The following is a 20,899-nucleotide window of genomic DNA, read 5'->3' as shown; positions in this document are numbered from 1 at the left end:
CACTTCCCTGGGTGCGGCGGCGCTGAGCATGCGCCTGTCGCGGCATGCCTCGGCGGCGAGAGTTCGCGGTTCTTGGCCGCGCCGTCAAGCCTGCTGACAGCGGTTCACGCCAGCCGCGCTCGACGCGGATTGCGAGCAAGAAACGAGCGCAAGAGCCCGCCGGGAATCGGCTGTTATCGCCGAGCGCGTTTGCGGGCGAGTTCCTTCGTTTCGTCGTCCTGCTCGAAGCGCTTCATGCACATGGCGGCAGTCAACTGGTAGTGATTGAGCAGTGCCTCGACGGCACCGTCGGCATTGCCGTCCAGGGCACATTCGGCGATCAGGCGATGCTCGCCGAAATCGTCGCGCTGGACGCCTTCGCCATCAATGGCCATTTGCCGGTAGCGATACGCGTGATCGGAGAGCTGGTCGCAAAACCCCACCAGCCATTGCGACCGGCAGGCCGAAATCAGCACCCTGTGGAAGATGCGATGCAGCCTCTCCCAGTCGGGATTGAGCGAAAAGAGATCCTGCGGAGACAGACGTGACGCGCGTCCCAGGCGATGCAGCGCCAGCACGAGCTGTTCTTCCCATTCGGCGGTGCGGTGGGCGATGGATTCGCGAAGCGCCCGCTCCTCGAGCCAGCAGCGGGTGCGCGTCAGCTCATCGAGCTCCGACGCACTGACCGGCATGATGAAGAAGCCTCGCTGATCGTGCCGGCCGAGAAGTCCTTCCGAGGCGAGGCGATTGAGAGCTTCGCGGACAGGCGAGGCGCCGGCTCCATATTTGGAGACCACCCATTCGACCCGCAGCTTGCTCTCAGCCTCAAGAACACCCCCGAGAAGATCGTCCCGCAATTGCTGATAGACCGTACTGGCAAGCGTACTCTTCGGTCCCGCAGCGTCATCGTTCAGATTGGCAGCTCCGTATGTCATAGCGACTCCTTGTCCCCAAGACTTGTCCTGGGCGATTCGAGTCCGAAAGCATTCGCCTTCTCGTACTTGTACCATACAGTGCGAGCATTCGCCTGCTCAAGCAGAAGATCGCGTTATTGTACTTTAGCACGAAGGAATATGCGGCATCTAGAGCTCAATGCTGTAATTCCGCGCATTTTCACAACCTGCGGAAACTTAACATGTTTTGTATGCACGCAGGAGAATCTGTTCTTTCTGTTCTTTTGTATTCGCGCGGGATCAACTGTCTGCTGTGAGGACCCTTGAGGCCGAATCAGGCAGCTGCTCCAGATCCGATACCGTTGCGCATCAGACCATCACAAGCCTCGGCCAGTACCAGAACCTTAGCCGGCATGCCGGGCAGAACGCGGGAACAGCGCTGGTTAGCCGGCTGCGCGGTCGGCTGCCGTCCTGATCGCCTGGATGTTCTGACGGTAAGCCTCGACGCTGCCGCCTTTGAAGATGGCGGCGCCCGCCACCAGCACGTCGGCGCCGGCAGCGGTGACCAGCGGCGCGGTTTCGGCCGAAACACCGCCGTCGATCTCGATGCGGATCGGCCGGCCGCCGATCAGGGCCTTGACCCGCTTCACCTTGTCGACGATGGCCGGGATGAAGGCCTGGCCGCCGAAGCCCGGATTGACGGTCATGATCAGGATCAGGTCGAGCCGGTCGAGCACATATTCAACCACGCTTTCCGGCGTCGCCGGATTGAGCGACACACCGGCCTTCTTGCCGAGGTTCCTGATGGTCTGCAGCGAGCGGTCAAGATGCGGGCCGGCTTCGGCATGGACGGTCAAACCGTCGCAGCCGGCCTCGGCGAAAGCGGCCAGATAGGGGTCGGCCGGGGCAATCATCAGATGGCAGTCGAAGAAGGCCTCGGTGCGGTTGCGGATCGCCTTGATCACCGGCGGGCCAAAGGTGATGTTGGGCACGAAATGCCCGTCCATCACATCGAGATGGATCCAGTCGGCGCCGGCCGCCGCCACCGCTTCGACCTCATCGCCGAGTTTGGAAAAATCCGACGCCAGCACCGACGGTGCAATCAGGGTCTTTCTGCTCATGGATGCGGCCTTTCCGAGTGCCCTTCTCGTTCGGCCACTCTATCGACTGCCTAATGCGCTCCAGCCGACTTGTCGAGGGCACGGGCGCGGCGGCTGCACGGGCGGAGGTGGCGTTGCAGCGTCCGCGATCCTGTTGCAGCCAATTTCCGCTTGCCTCGGAGCCATAAGAAAACCCGCCGGATTGCTCCGGCGGGTTTCTGGTCTGGCGTCGAGCAGATCGTTATTGCTGCTGGAGTTTCAGGATTCTGTCTGGAACCGGATCCTGCTGCTGTTCGACCTGCGGCCTGCGCCGTGGCAGTACCTGCTGCAGCAGCAGGCCGGGGTTGAGCTCCAGCGACGGTTGTCCGCGGACCGGCCGGCAGTTCGGATAGCGTCCGATCGTGCCTTCCGGGCAGCGCCGCCTGATGATCGGCTGACACTGGCCGTTGATCATCTGCGAGCCCGGTGCGCATTCCACCTCCTGCCTGGGCTTGCGGCATGCGCCGTTGATCACCTGCGTCCCACGCGGACAGACACACTCGCCACGCTTGTTGTGGACCTGGCCGCGTATGTCGCATTGCTCCTGCGTCGGCTGCTTGCGTCGGCAGGCATTGCCCCGCACCTCGGTACCCCTCGGGCAGACACAATTGCCCTTTGCGTCATGGACCTGGCCACGGATCGTGCATTGCTCAGGCTTCGGCCGAATCGGGCGGCAGGCTCCGTTTCTGACCTCGGTACCCCTTGGGCAGACACAATCGCCGTCGGCGTCGTGAACCTGACCACGGATCGTGCACTGCTCGGGCTTTGGCCGCATCGGACGGCAGGCGCCATTGCGCACCTCGGTCCCTCTCGGGCAGACACAATCGCCATCCGCATTGTGGACCTGGCCACGGATGGTGCACTGCTCGGGCTTGTCGGTCCTGACACATCTGCCGTTCTCAAGCCCGGTTCCGCGTGGGCAGACGCAACGTCCGTCCTCGGTGCGGATCTGGCCTTCGAGCAGCACACAGCGCTTCGGCTGTTCCGGCTTCGGCACGATACCGCCGCCCGGCGAGCACTGGCCGTTGCGGTAGGTGGTGCCTTCCGGGCAGACGCAGCGGCCGGCATCGTTCATGACGAAGCCTTGCGAGCATTCCTTCTTCGTCTCCTGGCTGATGGTGAAGGGATGGCAGGCATAGGCCTTGCCGCGATCGCCCTGCACATTGGCCTGATCGCCGCCAAGCACGTCGCCACCGCCTTGCACCCGTGTGTCGGGAGAGAGCACGCCGACGCAGTTCTGGCCGCTGACATTGCCCTGCAGATTGGCCAGACGACCGTCGTCGGGAATGACCACGGTGACATGATGCACCCGGCTTTCGCCGGCGCGGAGCGACAAATTGGCAATGCAGGACGCAGGCAAGGTTGCCGGTTCCGGCGAGCAGCCGAAGGGCGGATCGATCGACGTGATCTCAACGCCTTCCAGCCTGCCGAGACCCTCCACGCCGATCGCATCGCCAATGCGGACCGGCCCGGAGAAGGCGGTCGCTCCGTCATTGGTGACGGTGATCTCGAACGAGCAGGGTTGGCCGAGCCTGCATTCGCGGTCGCCGGTCTTTTCGACACGGATGGTCGAGGCGCCGCCGCCCTTGGCGCAGGCCTGGCCAAAGGGATAGACGACGTCGTCGCCCGGTGCCGGCCCATAGGAGCCGCGCGCGCAGTTTTCGAACGCGCCATTGGCCGAAACCGTCACGTCGAAGTGGCGGCTGGTTCCAGGTGTCATGACGGCACCGGGAATCTGGCACGACAGCGCGTTGGCCGGAACCGGTCCGCACGCCCATTCCGCGCCGTCAGGGGTGACGGTCTGGATCTGGACAGGCGCGCCGCCGGCCACCAGCGTGGCGGCATCGTTGACCCGCACCGGACCGGTGGGGGCAGCGGTGCCAAGGCTGATGACGGTTATGCGGCAAGAGATCAGCGCGGCACCGGCGAGCGAGCCGTTGCAGACCTTGGTGATGCGCAGGGTCGGCTTGCCGCCATTGGGATGGCGGAAGCGTTCCTTGGCGCAGGCCTTGTTGTTGGTGAGGTCGTTTTCGCCGGGGATGGGCTTCACCGTCGCGCAATTCTCGACAATGTCCGACTGATAGCCGGCCGGCATGACCGCCTTGACGACGATCGGCGTCGAGCCGCCCGGAGGCAGCGAGATCCCCGCATGGTCGCAGCGGAACAGGCCGGGACCTGTCGGTACGCAGGTCCATGGCGGGCTTGGGCCGAAGGTCGAGGAGGCCGGCGCGCCGGCCGGGTAGCTGTCGATCACCGTCAGCGGCCCGTTATAAGTCGATGTGCCGTTGTTGATGATGTCGATCACGAAGTGGCAGATGCCGTCGGCCGTGCAGACCGGGACGCGGGCACGCTTCTTCAGGATCAGGTCGACCTTCTTCTCGACCGGCGGCCGGCAGTCGCGGTCACGATCGCCACGCCGGCAGATCGGGATCGAGGCGCAGCCGCGATCGTTCGACTGGCTGCCGAACAGCGGCTTGCCGCTGGCGCCGTAATTATAGGTGGCGCAGTTACGCAAGACGCTGCCTTGCCAGCCTCCGGCCGGCTTGAAGCCGAGCTTGAGGTTGACGGAGGCCCCCGGATTGAGCGTGGTTACTGGGTAGGTGCAAATCATCGGGGTGGCGCCGGGTACGCAGACCCAGGGCGGATTGGGTCCTGAATCGAGCGTCGATCCGGCCGGCAGCGTCACCTCGTCGAGCACGATCTTGCCGTGGTAGGCACCGGTGCCGACATTGGTGACCCTGATGGTGAAGTCGCAGCCGCCACCCATCGTGCAACGCGTCACGTCGGCGCGTTTCTCGACCTTGAGGTCCGGCTCCTTGTCCTTGGGCGGGCACCTCTGGTCACGCGGGATGACGATGTCGATCGTCTGCGTGCAGCAAAGGCCCCAGCCTTCCTTCGGACCGGCATAGGTTTCGATGCCGGTGACGATGAGGTGGATGACGTCGCCGGGCGATGCGCCGACGATCTTCCAGTTGAGCACACCGCCGCCCGCCGGCACCAACTGGGTGTCGGGGATGATGGTGACGCCTGATGTGGTCGTCGACACCTGCACCCACTTGCCGCCCATCTCCGGGCCGACCGGCATGTGGTAGATGAAGGCGCCGCCGCCGGGCACGCAGTCCACCGTGCCGCGTTCCACCTTGAAGCATTCCCGGTCGGGAGGCGGTGGCCGCTTATCACAGTTGGTGAGGTCGATCTTGATCGAGGTCTTGGCCCCGGTCTTGTAGTCGCCATCGTCGGGCTTGCCCGGATCCTGCGACGGGATAATGGTCCCGGGGCCGGCTCCGTTGCTGACCTTGATCACACCCTGGTTGTCGATCACGGTCGGCGAAGGAAACGCCGCATGGTCGATCTTGGCCGTGATCTGGAAGTTGATGACGCGTTCATTGGCGGCACCGGCGCCGTCGAGATCGACGGCGGAGAGCCGGAAATTGGACACCGTTGCCGTGTCGTTCGGACCGGCCGAGGTGCTGATCGAAACGCCGGGCAATGGTCCGCCCGAAGCGTCCGTGCCGTCGCCCGACACATTCGCGCTGACGATCGAAAGGCCGTGTGGAAGCTGGTCCTTGAACTCGATCTTGAGCGTTTTCAGCAAGGCTGTCAGGTCGGCGAAGGCTTGCGCATCGCCGCGCAGGCCAAAGCTCAGGGAGTAGACGACATAGTCGCAGCTCCGCTGGGTGCCTTTCTTGGTGAAGAAGGGCACCGCCCGCTCCGGCCTCGGATTGACGATCTTCGAATTGTCGAGATCGAGCCTCAGTTCCGGGGTGATCGGGGCGGCGTCTTCCGCGTGGCTTGCCACAGGGGTGAACATGGCGACCGCGATACCGGCCGCCATCAGCCAGCGCGCGCCGCGCCTGGCGTATGACAGGGGTTTCATGATCGTCTCCATGACTGTGGATTGCGAGCTCGTCGTGAGCGGGGAGAGTGCGAGATTTTTCATCTTCCCCTCCTCAACGTTCGCAGCTGACGGCTGGGGTTCGGAGCGGCAAGATCATCTTGCAGCAAGGGTAGTAGCCACCCTTGTCCTTGTCGGACTTCCTGTAGAAGCAAAGTCCAACATCCACTCTGTCGCCCGGATAGTGGCCGGTGATGTCGACCGTGTAAGGCTTGCCGGGCGCATGCGACTGGGATGATGTCACCCCGACGCCTGGCGTCCTGGACTTTGTCTCATTCGAAGGTTGGGCCTTGATCGAATCGCCGCCGAAGCCGGCGTGGTCATGGAGATAGAGATCGGCCTGGAGGCCGCGAGGCGTACAGTAATACCTGATATCCTCGACATCGATGCACGGAGGCAGGTTGCCGGGTGGCGGGAAATCCGGCGGGTAGAAGGGGGGCAGGTAGCCGCCCGGGATTTCCTCGTAATAGCCGGCGCGGCCCTCGCAAGGATGCCAGACGGCAACGTCACCGACATGGCCCTCGACCTCCGGATCTTCAAAATAACCGTCGAAGTCGACGAACCAGGAGCCGAAGGGCGGCACGTTGGCCGGCTTGACCAGCTCTTTCGGCGTGATCTGGACGCCATGCACGGCCAGCGGCCCGCCGGCGGCGAGCCGTTCGGCGAGTGAAGGATTGTCGCGCAGCTTGTCGCCAGTGTTGACCAGCGTCTGCGTGCAGACCGACGTGTCGAGATTGCCGTCGGAATCATAACCATATTGCAGGTCGAGACCGCCGGCGGCCTGCCGGTTGCCCTGCGGGAAACCGACCGCATATTCCTGCGGCACTTCGACCCAGACCGATTCCGTCTCCGGATCGTCCGGGTTCTCTCGGAAGTAGCGGATGACCTCGCCTTTGCCGGAATCGGCGAATTGGCTGTAATCGTAGCGGTTCTCGACTGGGCCGCGCTGGGCCAGGTACATGAAGCCGCTATTGTCGAAGCCGATGTCGGTGACGGCGTAGTCCTTGTCGGCCTTGACCGTCAGTTCCCAGCGCGGGTCGCCGACAAAACTGCCGTCGCGGGCGATGCCCACCGACCAGATTTCCGACTTTTCGCCGACCGAGTAGTAGAGCCGGCCGCCATGGTAGGAGACGCCCCAGACGCGGCGCTCGTCCTGCGTGTAGCCCCAGCTGTCGGGGTCTTCGCTGTCGAAGGTCGCTCCCTTTATGTCCATCACCGAACCGTCGTCGGCGACTGGAGCAAGCCCATGCGCGGGACGGCCGGCAACGCCGTGATCGAAGCTGTCGATCAGCCTGCCTTCGGCATCGATGCGATGGATCAGGCCGGTATCGAGATCGGACGCGAAGAACTCGCGGTGAGTGGCGTCGAAAGTGAGATTGCCGATGCCGGGACCGCTGTTGGTGTCGATGTCGGCGAATTTGGAGACCTGGCCGGTGATGCCGTCGATCTTCCAGACGGTGCCCGGCCCGCCGCCGTTTTCGGTGCCGAACTGGCCATCCATTAAGATGGCGCCGGCAGCGCCGCGGCGCTGCCGCTCGGGGCGGCCGTCATCGTCGGCGTCCGGGGTGACGATACGGATGCCGTGCAGCGAGGTGGCGCCGGCATAGAGATTGGGAATGCCCGTCGGAACGCCGTCGCGCACGCCGTCATCGTAGGTGACGCCGAACACCTGGCCGACCTGCTCCGCCGTCACCTCGAAGGGCGGTGGCGTGTTGACGAGCTGGCCGGTGGCTGGTCCGCCCAGTTGCGAGACGTCGAAGACGCGCAAGGTGGCGCGCGTGGTGTCGATGAAGGTTTCGTCGACCGGATCGACGCCGGGCGGCAGTCCCTCTTTTTCGGAATCAGGGGGGTCGAAATTGGGAATGATGGTGCCGGAAAATCCGGTCACCGCCATCGAACCGGGATAAATGATCCGGGTTTCCTGCGCCTGCGCGGCGCCCAGCCACAGACCGAGTGCCAGCAACCCGCCTGGATGCACAGCGCGGCGCAAGCCGCCAGCAAGAGACGACACGAACGAGCCGCGGATGCGAGACATGACACTACCCCCCGTAGTCGACGGGAGAACGTCGGGTCTGGCCGCGCAAATCAGGGCAAGGCGCGGCGGTCCGGCTCGTTCTTCCCTGATCGAATTGTCTGCTTTCCTCAAGATGACGATACGCCTGCTCTTACGCAGGGTCAACGGAATCAACGGAAAGCCCAGCGCATCGACCTCGTCCCGAAGGCGGTGGTCGCGCCGAGCTCCTGTTGTTCCCGGAGACCTGGGAGTCTCTGGGTTATTGGTCATGGGGGCTTCCTTACCGGGCCGCACCATGCGGCACCTGGAGATCAGTCGCAGGCCGAGGTGGAAAGGTTCATGGAAGCCTTGCGCAGAATGCTTGCGCGCGATGCCGCCTGTTCTTATATACGCGCCAAGCCGTTCGGCGCCGGAATGCCGGTTGCCGGAACGGGATTTCTTGTGAACAGGGGCTTTCGTCGGAACGCCTGTACGGGTCCTGATAGCCTGCTTAGCGGAGAGACTAGAAAAATGGCAAAAGTAATCGGTATCGATCTCGGCACCACCAACTCGTGTATCGCCATCATGGATGGCAAGGAGCCCAAGGTGATCGAGAATGCGGAAGGCGCGCGCACGACGCCTTCCATCGTCGCCATTTCGGGCGACGACGAACGTCTGGTCGGCCAGCCGGCCAAGCGCCAGGCGGTCACCAATCCTGAAAACACCATCTTCGCGGTCAAGCGCCTGATCGGCCGCCGCTATGACGATCCGGTGACGGAGAAGGACAAGAAGCTTGTCCCCTACAAGATCGTCAAGGGCGACAATGGCGATGCCTGGGTCGAAGCCGGCGGCAGGAAGCAGTCGCCCTCGCAGATCTCGGCCATGATCCTGCAGAAGATGAAGGAGACGGCGGAAGCCTATCTCGGCGAGAAGGTCGAGAAGGCGGTCATCACCGTTCCAGCCTATTTCAACGACGCCCAGCGCCAGGCGACCAAGGACGCCGGCAAGATCGCCGGCCTTGAAGTGCTGCGCATCATCAACGAGCCGACCGCGGCAGCGCTTGCCTATGGCCTCGACAAGAAGGAAGGCAAGACCATTGCCGTCTATGACCTTGGCGGCGGCACGTTCGACATTTCGGTGCTCGAAATCGGCGACGGCGTGTTCGAGGTCAAGTCGACCAATGGCGACACTTTCCTCGGCGGCGAGGATTTCGACATGCGCCTGGTCGAATACCTGGCGGCCGAGTTCAAGAAGGAACAGGGCATCGACCTGAAGAACGACAAGCTTGCCCTGCAGCGCCTCAAGGAGGCGGCTGAAAAGGCCAAGATCGAGCTGTCGTCGACCACCCAGACCGAAATCAACCTGCCCTTCATCACCGCCGACGCGACCGGGCCGAAGCACCTGACGCTGAAGCTGACGCGCGCCAAGTTCGAGCAGCTGGTCGACGACCTGGTCCAGCGCACGATTGCCCCTTGCAAGGCTGCATTGAAGGATGCCGGCCTGAAGGCCGGCGAGATCGACGAAGTCGTCCTGGTCGGCGGCATGACCCGCATGCCCAAGATCCAGGAGATCGTGAAGCAGTTCTTCGGCAAGGAGCCGCACAAGGGCGTCAATCCGGATGAAGTCGTTGCTCTCGGCGCCGCCATCCAGGCCGGCGTGCTGCAGGGCGACGTCAAGGACGTGCTGTTGCTCGACGTGACGCCGCTGTCGCTCGGCATCGAGACGCTGGGTGGCGTGTTCACCCGCCTGATCGAGCGCAACACGACGATCCCGACCAAGAAGAGCCAGGTGTTCTCGACGGCCGAGGACTCACAGTCGGCCGTGACCATCCGGGTCTTCCAGGGTGAGCGCGAAATGGCCGCCGACAACAAGGCGCTTGGCCAGTTCGACCTGGTCGGCATTCCGCCGGCGCCGCGCGGCGTGCCGCAGATCGAGGTCACCTTCGACATCGACGCCAACGGCATCGTCAACGTTTCGGCCAAGGACAAGGGCACCGGCAAGGAGCACCAGATCCGCATCCAGGCATCGGGCGGTCTTTCGGACGCCGACATCGAGAAGATGGTCAAGGACGCCGAGGCCAATGCCGAGACCGACAAGAAGCGGCGGGCGCTGGTCGAGGCCCGCAACCAGGCCGAAGCGCTGCTGCATTCCTCGGAGAAGTCACTGAAGGAATATGGCGACAAGGTTTCGGAAGGCGAGCGCACGGCGATCTCCGACGCGATCGCGGCGCTTAAGACCGCGACCGAAGGCGACGACCCGGCCGACATCGAAGCCAAGAGCCAGGCGCTTGCCGAGGCTTCGATGAAGCTTGGCCAGGCCATGTACGAGGCTTCGCAGAAGGAAGCGGCGGAAGCCGACGCCAAGGCGGACGCCGCCAAGGACAGTGACGTTGTCGACGCCGATTTCGAGGAAATCGACGAGGACGACGACAAGAAGAAGTCGGCCTGAACCGTTTGACGGCAAGATAAAGCGAAAAGCCCGGCGAAGGCCGGGCTTTTTTGCAACCCCTTGCAGAAAAACAGCGGGCCTTGCTGAAAAAATGCAGGCAAAGCCGCGTCGACACTGGCATCCCCCTTCCATCGCACCTAAATCGAAACGTCAGTGCCGGCAAGAGACGCAACAATGCTTCAAGACGTTGAGCATCCGGACAGCGGGAAAAAATGAAAGCTGATTTCTACGAGACGCTGGGCGTCCAAAAAGGCGCCGACGAGAAGGAGCTCAAGAGCGCTTTCCGCAAGCTTGCCATGCAGTTCCATCCCGATCGCAACCCCGGCGATCATTCCTGCGAGCACAAGTTCAAGGAAATCAACGAAGCCTACGAGACGCTGAAAGACCCGCAGAAGCGCGCGGCCTACGACCGCTTTGGCCACGCCGCCTTCGAACAGGGCGGCATGAATGGCGGCGCGCAAGGTTTTGGCGCCGGCGGTTTCGCCGATATCTTCGAGGACATTTTCGGCGACATGATGGGCGGGCGCCAGCGCCGTTCGTCGGGCGGCCGCGAACGCGGCGCCGACCTGCGCTACAACATGGAAATCACCCTGGAAGAGGCTTTTGCCGGCAAGACCGCGCAGATCCGGGTGCCGGCGTCGATCTCCTGCTCTGAATGTTCGGGCAGCGGCGCCAAGCCCGGCACCCAGCCCGTCACCTGCTCGATGTGCAACGGCCACGGTAAGGTGCGCGCCACGCAAGGTTTCTTCTCGATCGAACGGACCTGCCCGCAATGCCAGGGCCGCGGCCAGACGATCAAGGATCCGTGCCCGAAATGCGCCGGCCAGGGCCGCGTCACCGAGGAGCGTTCGCTGTCGGTCAACATCCCGGCCGGCATCGAGGACGGCACCCGCATCCGCCTTGCCAATGAGGGCGAAGCCGGCCTGCGCGGCGGGCCATCGGGCGACCTCTATATTTTCCTGGCGGTCAAACCGCACGAGTTCTTCCAACGCGACGGCGCCGACCTGTATTGCAAGGTGCCGATCTCGATGACGACGGCAGCCCTTGGCGGCTCCTTCGAGGTGACGACGCTGGACGGCACGCAGACAAAGGTCAAGGTGACCGAGGGCACGCAGAACGGGCGCCAGTTCCGTCTCAAGGGCAAGGGCATGCCTGTGCTGCGTCAGCCCAATGTCGGCGACCTCTACATCCAGACCGCGGTCGAGACGCCGCAGAACCTGACCCGCCGCCAGCGTGAGCTGCTGGAGGAGTTCGAACAGCTCTCCTCGCAGGACAATTCGCCCCAATCGAGCGGCTTTTTTGCCCGCATGAAGGATTTTTTCGAGTCCTTCGGCGAACGTTGATGCACTTTGGCCAGCCTAAGCCGATTTGCAACGCGTAAATCCTTGAATCGCGTCACCCCTTGAGACGCGACGAAAATTATCTTATCCACGACATGCGTCCGGCCGCGCCTTGCCTAGCACCGCTCAGGTGCTAAGTAACTTTGCGGGGAGCGCTGAGGAGAGCTTGCATGACACGTGGCCCTGGACTGCGGAAGGCGCTTGTCGAAAAGTTCGACGACGAACTCAAATTCTTCAAGGGCTGGATCGACAAGCCGAAGGCGGTTGGTTCGATCGTGCCCACCAGTTCGGTCACCGCGCGCAAAATGGCCTCGATCGTCAATCCTAAATCCGGCCTGCCGGTGCTTGAGGTCGGCCCCGGTACCGGCGTCATCACCCGCGCCATCCTCGCTCAGGGCGTGCGGCCCGAAAACCTCTACGCGGTCGAGTATTCCGCGGATTTCGTCCGTCATCTGCGGCGGCTCTATCCCGGCGTCAACGTCATCGAGGGCGATGCCTTCAATCTCAACGCCACGCTTGGCGACAAGAGCGGGATGATCTTCGATTCCGTCGTTTCCGGCGTGCCGCTGCTCAACTTCCCAGTCGCCCAGCGCATTGCCTATATCGAGAGCCTGCTCGACCGCATCCCGGCCGGACGGCCGATCGTGCAGCTGACCTACGGCCCGATGTCGCCGATTCCGGCCGGCCGTGGCAATTATACGGTCAAGCATTTCGATTTCATCCTTCGCAACATCCCGCCGACCCAGCTGTGGATCTACCGCCGCGAAGCGCATTAATTTGTCGGCGCGGGGTTGTTCGCGGATCGCCAGTGCTCACCGCATACCTTGGCAATGGCGGGAACGTCCCTCGCTTCGTCATCCACGGGCGGAGCAAGGAGCGTAGCGACGCAGCGCAGACCCGAGGATCCATGCCGCGACTTCCGAGCGCCGCTACGGCGCAGAATTCTGTTCCGCTGCACTCCTGGATAGCTGTCACGGAATGGATTCCAGGGTCTCCACGACGGAGCTTCGCTCCTGCTTCGCCCAGGGATGACGAAGTTGGCGTTGATTTGCTCGGTCCTTGGCTGTACCTGTCCGGGAACAAGGGTGGCCAATGGCAGTGATCCCGAAAATCCTCGTCTTCGCCGGCTCGGTGCGCAGCGGCGCCTATAGCGGCAGGACGGCCGACGTGGCGCAGAAGGAACTTGCCATGCAAGGCGCCGAGGTGACCCGCATCTCGCTCGCCGACTATCCCTTGCCGATCCTGGACGAGGATCTGGAAAAGGAAAAGGGTGTTCCCGAAAACGCCCAGAAACTCGGCCGTCTGGTGATCGCCCATGACGGGCTGCTGATCGCCACGCCCGAATATAACGGCTCCATTCCGCCGCTGCTCAAGAACACGATCGACTGGGTGAGCCGGGTGCGCAGGGATGGCGGGCGGCCGGTGAGGCCACTTGCCGGCAAGGTCGTTGGCCTCTGTTCGTCCTCCAGCGGGCACTTTGCCGGCATCCGCTGCATCAACCATCTGCGCGCCGTGTTGGTACGTTGCCGGATGGAGGTGGTGACGCCGGAATGCTCGGTGCCCGAGGGTGGCAGCGCCTTCGACGAGGACGGCAATTTCCGTGACGAAAGACTGTACACATCGATGGAGCATCTATGCCGCACGCTGATCGAAACCTCGCGCATGCTGTCCACCCGGATAGAGACATGATTGCCAGCACCTTGCAGGCCCAATCCATGCAGGAAAGGCTGATCGTCGGCCTCGACGTGCCGACAGTGAGAGAAGCCGAGCAGGCGGTGCGCGAACTCGACGGCGTCGTCTCCTTCTACAAGATCGGCTACCAGCTTGCCTTCGCCGGCGGGCTCGATTTCGCCAGGGAACTGGCCAGCGGCGGCACCAAGGTCTTCCTCGACATGAAGCTGCTCGACATCGACCACACGGTGGCCAAGGGCGTCGAGAACATCGTCAAGATGGGTATGACCATGCTGACCATCCACGCCTACCCGAAGGCTATGCAGGCCGCCGTAGAGGCGGCCAGAGGCAGCGACCTTTGCCTGCTTGCCGTCAGCGTGCTGACCTCGATGGACGAGCAGGACATGATCGATGTCGGTTACGAGTACGACCCGCATACGCTGGTGCTCAGGCGCTCGGAACAGGCGCTGCATGCCGGCATGGGCGGCATCGTCTGCTCGGCCGCGGAGGCCGAGGCGGTGCGCCGCATCGTCGGACCCGACATGGCGGTGGTGACGCCCGGCATCCGGCCGGCGGGCAGCGATCATGGCGACCAGAAGCGCGTGGTGACGCCGGGCCAAGCGATCCGCAACGGCGCCAGCCACCTCGTCGTCGGCCGTCCGATCGTGGCGGCGGCCAACAAACGGGAAGCGGCCGAAGCCATCCTCGACGAGATGCGCTCGGCCTGAGATTTCCAAGAACAAGTTCGGAGACCAAGAAGATGCCCAAGGGATACTGGATCGCCCGTGTCGATGTGCGCGACGCGGAAGGCTACAAGGACTATGTCGCCGCCGCCAAGCCTGCCTTTGAGCGCTTCGGTGCGAAATTCCTGGCGCGCGGCGGTGAGCATGAAAAGGCCGAAGGACCCGGCCGCGCACGCAATGTCATCATCGAGTTCGAATCGCTCGCTGCGGCGCATGATTGCTACCACTCGCCGGAATACCAGCGCGCCGTCGCCATCCGCCAGAAGGTCGCCGACGGCGAGATCGTCCTGGTCGAGGGCGCCTGAGGTCCTTGCAAGCATAGTTCCGAAGAAGTCATTCCGGTTTTCGCCGGAGATCATTGCTCAAAATCGGATAAAGCCTGGCGGCGTTTGAAGCCCCGCAGGCTCATTTACATATCTTTGCTCCGCGATTTCACGGTGATCTGCCTGGCGCAGTTGCCGGGTGCGGAGCCGTGCCGACGAGCGGTCATTCAACGCGGGTCGGATTGCCGGTTGACATGCAGGTATTTACCTGCATATTGTGACTTACAACAGAGTGAGGCAGATGGACGCCGACAAGGTTTTCAAAGCGCTGGGCGACCCGACACGCAGAAGGCTGCTTGACCTTCTGTGCGAGCAGAACGGGCAGACGCTCGGTCAGCTTTGCGACCATCTGGACATGGCCAGGCAATCCGCCACCCAGCACCTCGACCTGCTGGAGGCGGCCAATCTGGTGAGCACGGTCAAGCGCGGCCGCGAAAAGCTGCATTTCATCAATCCCGTGCCGCTGCACGAAGTCTACGAGCGCTGGGTACGGAAATTCGAACGGCAGCGGCTCAGCCTGCTGCACGACCTGAAGCAAGAACTCGAAGGAGAAGACCAATGACCAGGGAAACGACCAGCTTTGTCTACGTGACCTATATCCGCTCGACGCCGCAGAAGGTGTTCGAGGCCATAATCAAGCCCGATGTCGCAAAGCGCTACTGGGGCCACGAGAACGTCTCGGAATGGATGCCGGGCTCGAAATGGGAGCATATCCGCGCCAATGACGAACGGACCGTCGAACTCGTCGGCAATGTCGTCGAGATTTCGCCGCCGACCCGCCTCGTCATCACCTGGGCGAACGCTTCGCAGGCCGACGATCCGTCGAAAGCCAGCCGGGTGACGTTCGCCATCGAGGAATACGACACCATGGTGCGGCTGACCGTCAGCCATGACGAGCTCGAAGCCGGCAGCGGCATGGCGAAGGGCGTCAGCCAGGGCTGGCCGGCGGTGCTGTCGAGCCTGAAATCCTTCCTCGAAACCGGCAGCGGCATCGACATTTTCGCCAAGCCGAAATTGGCTTGATGTTGCGACCTCAAGCAGAATCAGGCCCGTGGAGAATGACAATGACCAAGCGCTATACCGGCGGCTGCGCATGCGGCGCGATCCGTTACGAAACCAATGACGAGCCGATCTTCCAGAACCACTGCCAGTGCAGCGATTGCCAGAAGCGCTCAGGCACCGGCCACGGATCCTACCTGACCTTCGGCCAACGTGCCGATATGGCCATCACCGGGGAGGTGAGCACCTGGCGCGTGGCGGGCGCCAGCGGCAACGAAAAAATCCACACCTTCTGTCCAACCTGCGGAACGCCGGTCTTTCTGATACCCGTCGCCATGCCCGAGCTGATAGTGGTCCATGCGGCCAGCCTCGACGATCCGGAACAGTTCAGCCCGCAGATGGTGACCTACACGAGCCACGGCCATGCCTGGGACAAGATGGATCCGTCCTTGCAGGCGGTCGAGCGAATGCCCTGGGGCTAAACTCGCTGGAAGTATTGGACCTCCAGAGGTACGCTGTAGGCGCTTACAGAGGGGGCGCCTACATGGCCGGAAGTAATCGATATTCACCGATCGGCAAGGGCCTTTTCATCGCACAGATGCTTGTTGGCGGTACCGGCGTGGCAGCCGGCCTTGGACGGGGAAAGCCATTTCACTGCAGCATGGCCGGGGGATCTTTCTCGTAGATCGGGCCCAAGACCCGTTCCTTTATTGGTCTGCACTGATCATAATCCTGCTCGTCCTTGTCGCGTGGCCGCTATGGTATCTCTGTAGGGGCCCACCAAAGCGCTAGAAGCTGCGGGAGAAGCGTCAAGGCACGCGCCTGCGCCTGCAACGCTGCCAGGCAAAGGCACGACGAGCGCTAGTTGCTGCGGCGCGGGCCGATCAGCCGGCTCGCCGCTGTCTCGGCCATGGCGTCGGCCAGCTCGAGGCCCCATTGCTGGCGGCAATAGGCGCGAAAATCGAAGCAGGGCAAGCCGGGGCAGACCTCGAACTCGATGAGGTGAACGGTATCGTCGGCCTCGACCCTGAGATCGACGGAAAACACGTCGCGCAGGCCGAGCCCGCTCATCAGCCGCCCGGCGATCGCACGTATCGTGGCGTCGGCGGCCGGCTGGCTGTCGGCAACCGCGACGAGTTCCGGTTCGGCGTAGTGTCCCGCCGCTTTCGCTGCCTCGCCAGTGTCGCCGTAGAGCGCCAGGCTGTCGGCCATGGTCTGGAAATCGGCGCCTGAATCGACAAAGGCCACGCCAAGCGCTTCGACCCCGGCGCCTGACACAAGGCCGAGGAAACTGGCGCGCACGTTGCGGCCGGCGACATAGGGCTGGACGACGACATCGTCGCGATAGGCCGAAAAGACGCGCCTGCTGAGCTCCAGCGCATGGTCGAGGTCGGCCACACGCGAGTCCGGCCAGATACCGATCTTGGCGCCGAGCCGGTTGGGCTTGACGAACCAGCCGGCGGGCGAGGCCGGCGGCTCGACCAGCCATTGGCCGTCGCGCGCAAGCCCAGCCTGCGGCACCGGCAGGCCGAGTGCGCCGAGCACGGCGCCGGACCGGAACTTGTCCTGGCAGAGCGCGAACAGCGCATCATCTGCGCCGATTGTCTTGAAACCGCCCAGTCGCGCCAGAGCGGGCGCCGCGCCGCCGCGAAAATAGGCAATGCCGTCGGTCAGCGTCCAGACCAGCGTTGTGCTGGGATGCTCACCGGCCAAGACGCTTGCGGCATCGTCCAGCGCCACCGGCGTGAACGACAGGCCGCGTGCCTGGCAGGCGCGGCCAAGCGCCTCGAATTCAGGAGCGAGATCGGTCGACTGCGCCAGATAGGACGCGATTTCGGCGGCACGCTGCGGTGCATGACCGTCGGCGACCAGACGGTCGAAACAAGCCTTCTCCGGCTCATGGACGAGGATCAGTCTTCGTTTTGTGCTCGTCATGGCTTCGACGGTTTCCGGCGGCGGGGCCACCTACCATCGCACGGCCGATACTATCGGCTCTCGCGAAACCGACATGGCGCGGGCGCCTGCGTGACAGCACCGGCGTGGAACCGGGAAGGCCGGCCTCGTTCAGGCGATCAGCACGCGCGGCTCGAAGCGGCCGTTGACGGGAATATCGAGCAGAAAGGTCATGCCGCCCTGCAGATCCAGCAGACGCTGCTTCTCATCCTTGCCCGACCACGCGGAGGTGACCGCCAGCCGATCGGCCTTGGCGCCGACAAAGGCCGGGCAGGATGGCTGCGTCACCGGCATGGCGACCGTGCGGACGAGCTTGCCGTCGGGTCCATAGGCTTCGATGACGCTGCCCCCCCAGACGGCGTTCCACAGGATGCCGTCGCGGTCGAGTACGGACCCGTCGATATAGCCCTTGGCCGAGCGGTGATCGACGAACAGCTTTGGCTCACCTGCAGGCAGACCGGTCGCCGGGTCGCAGGCGACGCGCATCAGCAGCCCGGTCGAGGTGTCGGTGTAGTAGGCGATCGCGCCATCCTCGGTAAAACAGATCGAATTGGAGACGGTGATGTCCGAAAACAGGCGGCGCAGTTCGCCCTTGAAAAACCAGTAGATAGAACCCGCGCCTTTTTCCTCACCCTTGCCCATGGTGCCCATCCACAAGGCGCCGCAGGGATGGACCCGGGAATCGTTGGAGCGCGTGACCGGATTGTCGGCCTCGACGGGCGTGTGCAGCGTCAGTTTGCCGGTCGCGACATCGCGGACATAAAGGCCGGTCTCGGCGGCGACCAGCTGGCGCTTGTCGTCGACGACGGCGATGGCGCTCGCCATTTGACCAAGCTCATGGACGGTAGTCGCGCCGCCTGACAGCCGCTTTTCCAGAAGCTGGCTGTTGACGATGTCGAACCAGTAGAGCGTATCGGTGGCGGGATCGTAGCTCGGCCCCTCGCCGAGCTGGCAGACGTGATCGGAAAAAACCGAAACAATGGCTTCGCTCATCCTGCTTCTCCGAACACCGCATCCCAGGCCGCGACGGCAGCTTGCGCACGCGCGGCCACCTCGTCGACGCTCATGCCAGGTTTGAACAGGCTGGAGCCCAGACCAAAGGCGGTCACGCCGGCAGCCTTGTAGCCGGCAAAATCTTTTTCGGAGACGCCGCCGACGGCGCCGACCAATGTCTGCGCCGGCAACACGGCGCGCATCGCGGAAATGCCGCCGGCACCCAGCACGCTCGCCGGGAAGAATTTCAGCGCCGAGGCGCCGAGCTTGATCGCCAGGAAAGCTTCGGTCGGCGTGAACACGCCGGGCATCGTCACCATGCCGTAGTGCATGGCGCGCGCCATCACCTCGGCATCGATGTTGGGACTGACCAGCAGCCGCCCTCCGGCCTGGTGCAAGCCATCGACATCGGCCGGCGTCAGCACCGTGCCGGCACCGACCAGCGCCGTTTTCGGCAGCACTTGGACGATGCGGGCGATCGACGAGAACGGTTGCGGTGAGTTCAGCGGCACTTCGATCGCCTCGATGCCGGTGTCGAACAGTGCCTGGCCCATGGCCATCGCTTCGGTGGGCTTGAGCCCGCGAAGGATGGCAACCAGGCCGCGCTTGAGTTTTGGAAACGGTGCGGTCTGGCTCATCGAGCTGCTCCAATTCTGGCGATCATGTCGTTCTCACGCGCCGCCTCGACGAGACCTGCACGCACCGCCTCGTCAGCGTCGACGGCCCGAACCTCGAGGCCGGCAAGGCCGAGTGCCTCGCTGTACAGCGTTCCCAGCGCACCGGAGGCGACCAGCACCACGGGTTCCGCACCGGCGCCGTGCCGACGGCTGGCGGAGGCGATCTCGCCGCCGATCAGAAGGCCGGACAGGCAGGCTGCGGCATCGTCGGCTTTCAAATCCTGCAGCAGGCCGGCGGCGCGGATGGAAAACAGCCGCGAGGTGACATCGCCACCATCAGCCAATGCGGTTTCGCACCAGCGACGGAAGAACGGATTGTCCGATGTGACCGGCTTGGGTTGCTCGCCGAGCGAATGGCGCAGGATCGAATGCGCGGCAAGCACGGAAAACAGCTCGCCGGTCGGCCAGGTGCCGAAGCCGGTGACAGTACCGTCCTCGACCAGCACCCATTTCGAATGGGTGCCGGGCATACAGACCAGCTGGCGTCCCTTGGCCGGCAAGCCAGCGCCGGCAAGCTGGGTTTCCTCGCCGCGCATGACGTCGGGCGCGTCAGTCAGTCGCTGAGCAAGGCCCGGAACGATGCGGATGTCGTGGCTCTGGCCGGGCACGCTGGCGGCACCCGCAAGGATGGCGCTAAGCGGCGCCGGCACGGTGACATAGGGTGCTTCCAGCCAGCCCTGGCGGGATCCGGCCATGCCGCAGATGATGACGGGCAGCGCCGCTGGTGCTCCCATCGCCGCCAGATGCCCTTCGAGGATGGTCGAAAAGCCCTTCTGCTGCGCCGTGATCAGGCCATCGTCGCCACGGCGTTCGGCAAGCACCTTGCCTTGCCCGTCTATCAGCCAGACCCGCATGCGGGTCGTGCCCCAGTCGACGGCGGCGACCGCCGGTGCGTTGCCGGCTGGGTTCACAGGAAACCTCCATCGACGACCAGCATCTGCGCTGTCAGCATGCGCGAGGCGTCCGAGGCCAGGAACAGCACGGTGCCGACGATGTCGTCGGGCTGCATCACCTGCTTGATGCATTGCTTGGCGACATGGGCGGCAAGCCCCTGTTCGGTCACCCAGAGCTCCTTCTGCCGCTCGGTGATCACCCAGCCGGGCGCAATGGCGTTGACGCGGATGCCGTCGACACCGAGCTTGCCGGCCAGCCCCTTGGTCAGGCCGAGGATACCGGCCTTGGCGGCCGTGTAGGACGGCATGTCAGGGTGGTTGATCAGATAGGATGTCGAGGTGAAGTTGATGATCGAGCCGCCGCCCGCCCGCTTCATGCCCGGCGCCACCGCTTGCGCGGTGAAGAAATGCGGCCTGAGATTAATGGCCTGGTTGTTGTCCCAGAACTCGACCGTCACGTCCTCGACGGCGTGGCGTTCATCCCAGGCCGCATTGTTGACCAGCACGGTGACATCGCCATGCGCCTCGGCGGCCTTCGCGGCGGACGCCCGCAGGGCCTCGACGTCGCGCAAATCGGTCTTGAGATAGAGAGGCCGGCGGCCGAATTCTTTCTCAATGCGGTCGGCAAGAGCCGTGCTTGGGCCGTCGGCGATGTCGATAAAGGCGACATTGGCACCCTGGCGCACAAATCCCTCGGTCAGGGCAGCGCCAATTCCGGAGCCGCCGCCGGTGATCAGCACCGAGGCTCCTTCGAGGTCGGCAAAATGCGCCGATGGCATCATCGTTCTTGTCTCCCAGCGCATGACCCCGAAAATCGGATCGAATTTCGGAAAGGGATCATGCGCAAAATGTAAATTGCTACAGCGTCCTTTGCGCGTCCAAAAGGACGCGCGGCGCTGTAGCGTGATCGGCGCGCATCCTAGCCACGCAAGGCGCGCGGGCAAGGGCGAACCGCCGGAT

At 63.7% G+C, this 20,899-nt stretch carries 18 protein-coding genes; 9 read left to right on the top strand and 9 right to left on the bottom strand.

Annotated features, from left to right (window positions below; translation table 11 throughout):
- Positions 1-173: 173 nt before the first annotated feature.
- The 4 genes from AC0L24_RS14480 to AC0L24_RS14465 all read right to left on the bottom strand — a co-directional run bounded on the left by AC0L24_RS14480 (position 174) and on the right by AC0L24_RS14465 (position 8,217).
- Positions 174-914, bottom strand: a complete 741-nt coding sequence (locus AC0L24_RS14480) for a GntR family transcriptional regulator (RefSeq protein ID WP_127397125.1) — start codon at positions 912-914, stop codon at positions 174-176.
- Between the two features lie 401 nt (positions 915-1,315).
- A complete protein-coding gene (rpe, locus tag AC0L24_RS14475; protein WP_127397126.1) occupies positions 1,316-1,993 on the bottom strand; it encodes a ribulose-phosphate 3-epimerase in 678 nt (225 codons plus the stop codon).
- 220 nt (positions 1,994-2,213) lie between these two features.
- The gene (locus AC0L24_RS14470) at positions 2,214-5,951 is read right to left on the bottom strand and encodes a DUF7929 domain-containing protein (protein ID WP_473563879.1); all 3,738 of its coding nucleotides are present in this window, start codon (positions 5,949-5,951) and stop codon (positions 2,214-2,216) included.
- A gap of 10 nt (positions 5,952-5,961) precedes the next feature.
- Complete coding sequence (locus AC0L24_RS14465) at positions 5,962-8,217, bottom strand: NHL repeat-containing protein (RefSeq protein ID WP_292695303.1); 2,256 nt, start codon at positions 8,215-8,217, stop codon at positions 5,962-5,964.
- 213 nt (positions 8,218-8,430) lie between these two features.
- On the opposite strand from AC0L24_RS14465, the gene dnaK reads away from it, so the two are divergent.
- From dnaK to AC0L24_RS14420, 9 genes are all read left to right on the top strand, one after another.
- On the top strand, positions 8,431-10,347 hold the full coding sequence (gene dnaK / locus AC0L24_RS14460; RefSeq protein WP_023810872.1) for a molecular chaperone DnaK: 1,917 nt from the start codon (positions 8,431-8,433) through the stop codon (positions 10,345-10,347).
- Positions 10,348-10,559: 212 nt separating this feature from the next.
- Complete coding sequence (dnaJ, locus tag AC0L24_RS14455) at positions 10,560-11,690, top strand: molecular chaperone DnaJ (protein WP_013528587.1); 1,131 nt, start codon at positions 10,560-10,562, stop codon at positions 11,688-11,690.
- Between the two features lie 167 nt (positions 11,691-11,857).
- Positions 11,858-12,463 carry a phospholipid N-methyltransferase PmtA gene (pmtA, locus tag AC0L24_RS14450; RefSeq protein ID WP_023810874.1) on the top strand — a complete coding sequence of 202 codons (606 nt, stop codon included), beginning with the start codon at positions 11,858-11,860 and terminating at the stop codon, positions 12,461-12,463.
- Positions 12,464-12,779: 316 nt separating this feature from the next.
- Positions 12,780-13,376: an NADPH-dependent FMN reductase gene (locus AC0L24_RS14445; protein ID WP_127397001.1), complete on the top strand. Its 597-nt coding sequence runs from the start codon at positions 12,780-12,782 to the stop codon at positions 13,374-13,376.
- Complete coding sequence (pyrF, locus tag AC0L24_RS14440) at positions 13,373-14,086, top strand: orotidine-5'-phosphate decarboxylase (RefSeq protein ID WP_164873741.1); 714 nt, start codon at positions 13,373-13,375, stop codon at positions 14,084-14,086. Before AC0L24_RS14445 ends, pyrF begins: the two co-directional genes overlap by 4 nt.
- Before the next feature lie 32 nt (positions 14,087-14,118).
- A complete protein-coding gene (locus AC0L24_RS14435) occupies positions 14,119-14,406 on the top strand; it encodes a DUF1330 domain-containing protein (RefSeq protein ID WP_023762651.1) in 288 nt (95 codons plus the stop codon).
- 259 nt (positions 14,407-14,665) lie between these two features.
- Positions 14,666-14,986, top strand: a complete 321-nt coding sequence (locus tag AC0L24_RS14430; RefSeq protein ID WP_013528592.1) for an ArsR/SmtB family transcription factor — start codon at positions 14,666-14,668, stop codon at positions 14,984-14,986.
- Positions 14,983-15,447 carry an SRPBCC family protein gene (locus AC0L24_RS14425; RefSeq protein ID WP_127808430.1) on the top strand — a complete coding sequence of 155 codons (465 nt, stop codon included), beginning with the start codon at positions 14,983-14,985 and terminating at the stop codon, positions 15,445-15,447. The genes AC0L24_RS14430 and AC0L24_RS14425 overlap by 4 nt, the downstream gene beginning before the upstream one ends.
- A gap of 41 nt (positions 15,448-15,488) precedes the next feature.
- Positions 15,489-15,905, top strand: coding sequence for a GFA family protein (locus tag AC0L24_RS14420; protein ID WP_127808431.1), 417 nt, complete (start codon positions 15,489-15,491; stop codon positions 15,903-15,905).
- A 379-nt stretch (positions 15,906-16,284) separates the two neighbouring features.
- On the opposite strand, the gene AC0L24_RS14415 is transcribed toward AC0L24_RS14420, so the two are convergent.
- The 5 genes from AC0L24_RS14415 to AC0L24_RS14395 all read right to left on the bottom strand — a co-directional run bounded on the left by AC0L24_RS14415 (position 16,285) and on the right by AC0L24_RS14395 (position 20,721).
- Positions 16,285-17,358, bottom strand: coding sequence for a D-alanine--D-alanine ligase family protein (locus tag AC0L24_RS14415; protein WP_292680600.1), 1,074 nt, complete (start codon positions 17,356-17,358; stop codon positions 16,285-16,287).
- Positions 17,359-17,487: 129 nt separating this feature from the next.
- Positions 17,488-18,369 (bottom strand): SMP-30/gluconolactonase/LRE family protein, encoded by an 882-nt coding sequence (locus AC0L24_RS14410; protein ID WP_473563878.1) that lies wholly within the window; start codon positions 18,367-18,369, stop codon positions 17,488-17,490.
- Entirely contained in the window at positions 18,366-19,007 is a 642-nt protein-coding gene (locus tag AC0L24_RS14405) for a 2-dehydro-3-deoxy-6-phosphogalactonate aldolase (protein WP_127808434.1), read from the bottom strand. Before AC0L24_RS14405 ends, AC0L24_RS14410 begins: the two co-directional genes overlap by 4 nt.
- Positions 19,004-19,957, bottom strand: coding sequence for a 2-dehydro-3-deoxygalactonokinase (locus tag AC0L24_RS14400; protein ID WP_127808435.1), 954 nt, complete (start codon positions 19,955-19,957; stop codon positions 19,004-19,006). The genes AC0L24_RS14405 and AC0L24_RS14400 overlap by 4 nt, the downstream gene beginning before the upstream one ends.
- A complete protein-coding gene (locus tag AC0L24_RS14395) occupies positions 19,954-20,721 on the bottom strand; it encodes an SDR family NAD(P)-dependent oxidoreductase (RefSeq protein ID WP_024502164.1) in 768 nt (255 codons plus the stop codon). The genes AC0L24_RS14400 and AC0L24_RS14395 overlap by 4 nt, the downstream gene beginning before the upstream one ends.
- Between the last annotated feature and the right edge of the window lie 178 nt (positions 20,722-20,899).

The organism is Mesorhizobium sp. WSM4809 (assembly GCF_055811655.1).
Note: the sequence above shows the minus strand (reverse complement) of the source record. Positions and strands in the feature narration are given on the sequence as shown.